Source organism: Pseudomonas sp. SB113 (genome assembly GCF_040754745.1).
Lineage (GTDB): Bacteria > Pseudomonadota > Gammaproteobacteria > Pseudomonadales > Pseudomonadaceae > Aquipseudomonas > Aquipseudomonas grimontii.
The window spans coordinates 1-438 of the sequence record NZ_JBFMHW010000191.1 but is presented as its reverse complement, the minus strand read 5'-3'; the positions used below and the strand labels follow the sequence as shown (position 1 = coordinate 438).

1 protein-coding gene is annotated in these 438 nt (G+C 51.8%); it reads right to left on the bottom strand.

The annotated features are described in order from the left end of the window. The coding region (locus AB1462_RS32110) for an NAD(P)H-hydrate epimerase (RefSeq protein ID WP_367249142.1) at positions 1-248 on the bottom strand (248 nt) is incomplete at its 3' end. Between the last annotated feature and the right edge of the window lie 190 nt (positions 249-438).

Here is a 438-nt window from a genome sequence, read left to right as displayed (position 1 = left end):
CTCGAAAAGAGATCAACCGAAACGCCGGCCTCCGCCAAAACACGCGCAGCGCCATATCCATCACCGCCATTGTTGCCCGGTCCGCACAGGACCGAGACAGAACGACACCCCGCAAACCGCGAAAGGATTGTCGCGGCAACGGCATTTCCGGCGCGCTGCAAGAGCGCATCTTCGTCAAAAGGTCCCTGCTCTATGGCAAGGTGGTCTAGCTCCGACATCTGTTTTGGCGTCAGGATTTCATTGGACATGGCCCGAACAATCTAGTTGAAATCGAGTTCGCCACCAGTCCACTTTAGCGGCAATTATTGACCGCAAAATCCCAATCCATGCTTATAATTTAGGCGTTATGCCTAAAAATAACCCAATCCTGAGAAGCCATGAATTTGGCTGCACATAAAATAGCTGCGTCGATGGCGGATAAAGAGCGCATAAGTGCAA